Source organism: Anaerorhabdus sp., from assembly GCF_036657415.1.
Classification (GTDB): domain Bacteria; phylum Bacillota_I; class Bacilli_A; order Erysipelotrichales; family Erysipelotrichaceae; genus Anaerorhabdus.
In genome coordinates this window covers 1-6667 of sequence record NZ_JAVXGL010000098.1, presented here as the reverse complement: position 1 = coordinate 6667, position 6667 = coordinate 1, and the positions used below count along the sequence as shown (strand labels likewise).

Sequence of the window (6667 nt, the reverse complement as noted above, 5' to 3'; positions counted from 1 at the left end):
CCTATAAGTTTTTACCTCTCACATGCATAGCATGTGGTTTTCCAAAGAAATATATAAAAAAGAGCACATTTGCTCTTATTTTAATTTTCCACCTATTTTCTTTAAATACTTTATTCTTTCATTTTCGCGACAATTACCTAATTTAGAAATCAAATCATAGACAACTAGTTTCTTCTCTGGTTTCATCGCTGAATTTTGTACTGCCTCAAATAATTCATGAGCTGCAACTGTAAATCTTAATTCATCACGATGTTCTACAATTGATAATAATTCTTGAAACTCTGGAAAAGAATTCTTCTTAACACTACTCGCCATTATAGATAATTCTCCTTTTCTTTAATAGGTTTAACAACAATACATTTAGTATTTTCAATGCACTCATTGATTAAAGTTTCAAAATCAAATTTGCTTTCATATTCTTCAGCACGATGAGATAAAGGTTTTGTAACTGGATTCTTTGGCGTAAAGATTGTACAACAATCTTCAAAAGGTAGTATTGATGTTTCATAAGTACCTATTTTCTTTGATACTTCTATTATATCAAGTTTATCAAAAGTTACTACTGGTCTAAGTATTGGCAATTTAATTACTTCATTAATTACACCCATGCTTTCAAGTGTTTGTGAAGCAACTTGTCCTAAACTTTCCCCCGTTGCAAGTGCTAAGCAACGATTTCTTTTTGCAACTCTTTCTGCAATTCTTACCATCATACGTCTCATGATTGTAATTGCGTATGACTCATTACAGTTTTTATAAATTGCAAGTTGAAGATCAGTAAAAGGAACTACATGAACTTTCATTTTTCCTTGGTATTGACTTACTAGGCGTGCTAATTCTAATACTTTTTCTTGAGCACTTGTTGAAGTATAAGGTGGTGATGAGAAGTGAATAGCTTCTACTTCAACCCCTCTTTTCATTACGTAATATGCTGCAACTGGTGAATCAATTCCACCAGATAATAGTAACATCGCTTTACCGTTAATTCCAACTGGATAACCACCCGCACCAGGAATAATCTTACTCTTGTCTAACTTCTACATGAATTTTAAAGTCCGGGTTATGTACATCTACTTTATGTTCAGTATTCTTTAAGATAACTGTTGCAATCGCTCGATTGATTTGATCACTTTTCATTTCAAATGTTTTATCACTACGATGGGCAACTACTTTAAATGTACCTTTTTCATTTTCTTTCGCAATAGCTAAACAAGTTTCTTCCATTGCTTCAATCGTATTAGGTACTTTTTGGGTAATTGAAAATGAACTAATTCCAAATACTTTTTGAATACGTTCAATACATGAATATGGATCTTCCCCATGTAAACGTATATAAATACGGTCATAGGTATTTATGTATTCTAAGTTGGGTTTATCTTCTAATACATGACTTATATTTTTAGATAAGCGTCTAATAAAATCTTTTTTATTTTTACCCTTTGTAGATAATTCACCATAGCGAATTAAAATTGTATCATATTGTACCATAACGTTTACATATCTCCTTTAATATTATAATAACCTGATCGATTTCTTCTTTTGTATTGTGCTCATCGAAACTAACACGGATACAACTATTTGCTCGCTCATTGTCAAATTTCATTGCTTTTAAAACTCTTGATGGTTGCCCTGACTTACTTGCACATGTACTTTGTGCAGATACACAAACACCTTTTGCATTTAATGCATTCATCATCACTTCACTTGGAATAGGTCGATAAGAAAAGTTTACAATATGGCAAACTCCTTCTCTGGGACTATTGATTTCGATGCCTTCTATTTTTTCTAATTCTTCAATCATGTAGTGACGTAACTCGGTTAAGTATCCATTATACTTCTTTTGTGCTTCAAGAGCTAATCTTAAAGTTTTTGCGAACAAAATATTAACAATAGCGTTACTTGTTCCACCTCTTAACCCAAACTCTTGTTGCCCTGCTGATATTAACGGAGCAATGGGAACATGCTTCTTTTTTATAAGAATTCCACTTCCCTTTAAACCATGAATTTTATGTGCTGAAAAACTTATACAATCGATATCTTTACAATCAATTGGTAATTTACCCAAGGCTTGTACTGCATCAACATGTAAATATGCATGCGAATTTTTTTTGACAATTTCTTTAATAGCATCAATGGGTTGAATTGAACCCACTTCATTATTGACCATCATAATTGATACAAGAACTGTATCTTGTCGTAATGCAGCCTTTAAATCATCAATAGCAATGATTCCATGTTCATCGACATCTAAGTATGTTATCTCATAGCCAAATAATTCTTCTAATTGCTCACATGTATGATAAACACTGGAATGTTCAATCTTTGTTGTAATGATATGTTTCTTATCTTGATTCTTAAAAGCTATTCCCTTAATTGCCAAATTATTAGATTCACTTGCACCGCTTGTAAAAATAACTTCATCTGGCGAAACAGAAAAAGTGTCTGCAATAGCAAGACGACTTTTTTCTATCATTTGTTGTATTTCGATGGATGCATCATACAAAGCATCACTATTGTAAAATTTTGTTTTTAGCAACTCACAATATGTTTTATAAACTTCATCATGCAATGATGTAGTGCTAGCATTATCGAAAAAATACTTAGCCTGCACTCTTCGCATTCTCCTTGATAAGTGTTTCGTAGCTACCTGGATGAATCTTTTCAATTGTCGCAATCGCAACTGTGAGTGCTTGAGTATATTCACCATTTCTGAAACATAGTTCTGCACGAGTAAGTTCAGAGTCAATATCTGGATATGTTGAACGATACTTGTTTCCAAACACAATTGTATTTTCAACCATTACTGCCATACCAACAACATTATTCACATTGTTGTATAGTTTATAAACAAAATCAATCGCATCTTTTAATGTCGCATTTAATAATTGAACGTTAAGTGGTGTTTCTTCAATAAGTTTTTCAATACTATGTATATAATTGAATGCTTTTGCCAAATCTTCATCATATGTATCTGATATTGCAGGTAAGCGATTTTTGCGAATTTTAACTTGCATTTCATTCATAATTAATTGAAGTTTCAATAATTGTTTCTTTGCACGTTCTTCATCACTATGTGCATTATCCATAACATCTTTAATAGCTGTTAAATCTTGGTTACATGCCATCAAATCTTGATTTAATTCTTTTAATTTGTACAAGTTCTCAACTGAAGATGAATCCGAATCGCCCATAACAGCTAATACCGCATCTTTCTTTTCAATCAAGTCTTTTAACTTTTCATCTTCTTCATCAATTTTTGCTTTTAAGTCATTAAGTCCAAAACGTGTAGACATTTTTTCGTATGCTTCACGAATAAATGCTAATGTTTCCAAAGCACTTGTTGCAATTGAATCGACATCAGTTGCGATATTCGTTACTTCGTCATAAGCTGATCCTTCTTTACTAATTTGATCATTCAATTGAAGTAGGCGTGTTTTATAATTTAATAAATGTTCACCTATACCTAAACAATCACCATTTTGTAAACTGTCTAAATCATTTTTAAGTGCATCAGTAATTAAAATCAAGTTCTTTTCCACTTCAAGATGTTCAAGAGAAACACCCTTCTTTTGAAGCAATGCATTATTGCGTGCAACTTCATCTACTAAATTAGGAAGTACACCACGAGCTTCTTGTAATAATTCAGGCAAATCATTAATCAAACATTCTAATGCTGCAATGCTTGTTTTGATTTCTTCAAGTTTTGCACTTGCTTTTTCAAATTCTGATGCATACATCCACTCTTCAAAAGCTGAGAACATTTTTTCTGTGCTTGAAATATCTGCTTCAATCTTATTCCAACTAAAAGCTAAAGAAGCACTATTTTCTAAAGCATATGCTTTTAGTTCTCTAAATTTATCTTTAAAAGATGTTACTTCAGCACGTTGAGCAGTTTCCTTTTCGAGAATTGTATCAAGAAATGCATCCATTTCACTTACTTGTTTTTCACCAAGTACTAACATACTGTCTAAATCCATTAGACCATCTTTTACTGGCTTATATTTACCCATTAGTAAATAATCTTCTGTATCTGCTAGTAATTGTGCAATTTGTTTAAGATTAGATTGTACTAAGTCAAAATCATCCTTACAATTTGTTACACTTTGCATAACTTCTTGATTGACACGAGCAATTGCAACTGCCTTATTTAATTTATATGGTAAAGGTACACTTTTAATCGAATTATAGCGTACTTCAAACTCACCCAATTGCTTTTTAAGCTTGCTTGAGCGCATCTTTCTAATCATAAACCATAAAATTAATAATATAATAGCGGCCGCAAGACCAATTAACACAAATTTATTTGACAAGATGTTTAGAATTTGTTCCATTCAAATACCCCCAGAATCTTTCTTTATCCATTCTACCACAGTTCTTTTAACAATTTAAGTACTTACTTGCGAAATTCGTCGATTTCATAAGGATTTATTTGACTTTAAGATTAAGTTTTGATATAGTTATCTAGCGTCAAATGATGGCAGCATACAGAGTCTAGTACTCCGCGTTTGTATCAGCATCTGCTGTGAATCAAGTAACTAGCTGCAATTAGCGAAAGATTCTAATACAAACACACTACTATTGATGATTTGTACCTGTTGTTGTTTAGCCATAAACACAAGGAGGAAATTTAATGGCAAGAATTAATGGACCAGTTTGGAAGACGTCTCGTCGTCTTGGATTCTCAATCTTAGAAACTGGTGAAGAATTAAAAAAGAGAGCTTATGCTCCAGGTCAACATGGACCAACAAAAAGAATCAAACTAAGTAACTATGGTACTCAGTTAAGAGAAAAACAAAGAATTAGACACATGTACGGTGTAAATGAACGTCAATTCTTCAACACTTTCAAGAAAGCAACTAAGATGACTGGTGTTACTGGTCACAACTTCTTATTCTTACTTGAATCTCGTTTAGATAACGTTGTTTATCGTATGTGCTTTGCTAGAACTCGTCGTGGAGCTAGACAATTAGTTAACCACGGACATATCCTAGTTGATGGTAAGAAAGTAGATATTCCAAGTTTCATCGTTAAACCTGGATCAAAAATCGAAGTTAAAGAAGCTAGCAGAAACATGGCAAGCATTGCTGATGCACTTGAAGCTACACTTAACCCAGTTACTTTCGTAACAATTGACAAAGAAAAAAGACAAGGTACTTATGTTCGTTTACCTGAACGTAACGAATTAAATACTGAAGTTAACGAACTTCTAGTTGTTGAATACTACAATAGATAAATCTAAAAACTCGCAAAAGCGAGTTTTTTTTATTCCATTACACACAAGAAAATTGATTTGTAGCACAAATCATTTAAAGAACCTTTATAAGATCCCCAAACTCCTTTCTCGTATGGATACCCTCTTTAATCACTTGTGATTCTAATTCACTTAGATAAAGACGATTGGGGCAGGAAATTGTTTTCATAATGAGTACCTCCAAGATTTGATACTAGGATACCATAGAAACAGTCAAACTTGAATATATTTCAAGTTATTTCTTCTAGCCTTTCACTATCCTAAGTTTCTTCATCTCTCTATCGTTCTATTCATCGTGTAGAACTTTCCTATAAGATAAAAAAATAAACCTTTTTCAAGGTTTATTTAATAATGTTTTACTCGACCTTTATATTTAGCGTAAATTGCATCATTATTTGCACCATCAACGTTTTGTGATTGAAGTACTGGAAGTTTAAATCCTTCCGCATGAAGAATCGCTAAAGCCTCACAAATACTTGTATGAAGTAAAATACAATTTGAAATTGTTGAAACTGGACCCGTGAGAACATCACCATAAGTGATAACACCATCTCCTGTTGGTATACAATTATCTAAATTTATATCTGCAATCTCATATAATTTTTTACCACTTGGATGACGACTTGTTTGATTCGATGATTGTTCAATATTTGTCACTGCAATTACAGTAAGTCCTTCTTTTTTAGCACGCAAAGCCATTTCTACTGGAACACTATTTCTTCCTGAATTACTGATAATAATCATTAAGTCTTCTGGCTTAATATCATAATTTTCATATATAATATCCGCTAACCCACTAAGTCTTTCAACCTTGCTTGCACGTTGAGCACCAAATATCTCAGTTACCTCTGGATCTAGAATTGCATTTACGTTTCCTAAACCACCTGCTCGCCCAAAAATTTCTTGAGCAGACAACATACTATGGCCTGTTCCAAATACATGAATAATATGATCATTTTTGATATTATCCGCAAGAAGTTGTCCTACTTTTATAATATTATCTTTTTGACTTTCTTCGATTTTTGAAATCAAGTCTTGAACTTGATTAATATATTCAAAATGAGTCATCTTAGTCCATGTGCCTTTTCACAATAACTGAAATAATCTCAGCCGCAAGAATTGGATCTTCATTACATACTACATATTTATATTGTCCAACCATATCTAATTCACGATTCGCTTTCGCAAGACGTTGTTGTACAATTTCTTCTGGTTCAGTATTGCGACCACGAATTCTTTTTTCAAGTTCTTCGATACTTGGTGGTACAAGGAAAATAGTTAATGCATCTGGACATTTTTCACGAACTTGTGTACATCCTTGAACTTCAATTTCTAGTAATACATTTTTACCTTCATCACGTAAACGATTTACATTTTTTAATGGTGTACCATAATAATTACCAACAAATTCTGCATACT

General features: G+C 32.5%; 7 protein-coding genes and 1 pseudogene. 1 reads left to right on the top strand and 7 read right to left on the bottom strand.

All coding sequences use genetic code 11. The annotated features are described in order from the left end of the window. Positions 1–75: 75 nt before the first annotated feature. Genes RSB60_RS10380 through RSB60_RS10365 form a run of 5 tightly spaced genes read right to left on the bottom strand, consistent with a single transcriptional unit; the run spans position 76 to position 4328 of the window. A complete protein-coding gene (locus RSB60_RS10380; protein WP_323380362.1) occupies positions 76–315 on the bottom strand; it encodes a hypothetical protein in 240 nt (79 codons plus the stop codon). Then, complete coding sequence (locus tag RSB60_RS11480) at positions 315–968, bottom strand: tRNA sulfurtransferase (RefSeq protein ID WP_442879669.1); 654 nt, start codon at positions 966–968, stop codon at positions 315–317. Before RSB60_RS11480 ends, RSB60_RS10380 begins: the two co-directional genes overlap by 1 nt. A gap of 49 nt (positions 969–1017) precedes the next feature. Next, the gene (locus tag RSB60_RS11475) at positions 1018–1485 is read right to left on the bottom strand and encodes a THUMP domain-containing protein (RefSeq protein ID WP_442879668.1); all 468 of its coding nucleotides are present in this window, start codon (positions 1483–1485) and stop codon (positions 1018–1020) included. Further along, complete coding sequence (locus RSB60_RS10370) at positions 1472–2617, bottom strand: cysteine desulfurase family protein (protein WP_323380360.1); 1146 nt, start codon at positions 2615–2617, stop codon at positions 1472–1474. The genes RSB60_RS11475 and RSB60_RS10370 overlap by 14 nt, the downstream gene beginning before the upstream one ends. Beyond that, a complete protein-coding gene (locus RSB60_RS10365; protein WP_323380359.1) occupies positions 2598–4328 on the bottom strand; it encodes a septation ring formation regulator EzrA in 1731 nt (576 codons plus the stop codon). The genes RSB60_RS10370 and RSB60_RS10365 overlap by 20 nt, the downstream gene beginning before the upstream one ends. A gap of 299 nt (positions 4329–4627) precedes the next feature. On the opposite strand from RSB60_RS10365, the gene rpsD reads away from it, so the two are divergent. After that, on the top strand, positions 4628–5230 hold the full coding sequence (gene rpsD, locus RSB60_RS10360) for a 30S ribosomal protein S4 (RefSeq protein WP_332616174.1): 603 nt from the start codon (positions 4628–4630) through the stop codon (positions 5228–5230). Positions 5231–5593: 363 nt separating this feature from the next. Here rpsD and RSB60_RS10355 read toward each other — a convergent pair whose 3' ends face one another. Both RSB60_RS10355 and RSB60_RS10350 read right to left on the bottom strand, forming a co-directional pair. Beyond that, on the bottom strand, positions 5594–6316 hold the full coding sequence (locus RSB60_RS10355; protein ID WP_332491315.1) for an SIS domain-containing protein: 723 nt from the start codon (positions 6314–6316) through the stop codon (positions 5594–5596). A gap of 1 nt (position 6317) precedes the next feature. Beyond that, positions 6318–6667 (bottom strand): annotated as a pseudogene (locus RSB60_RS10350) (guanylate kinase); the annotation flags it as partial.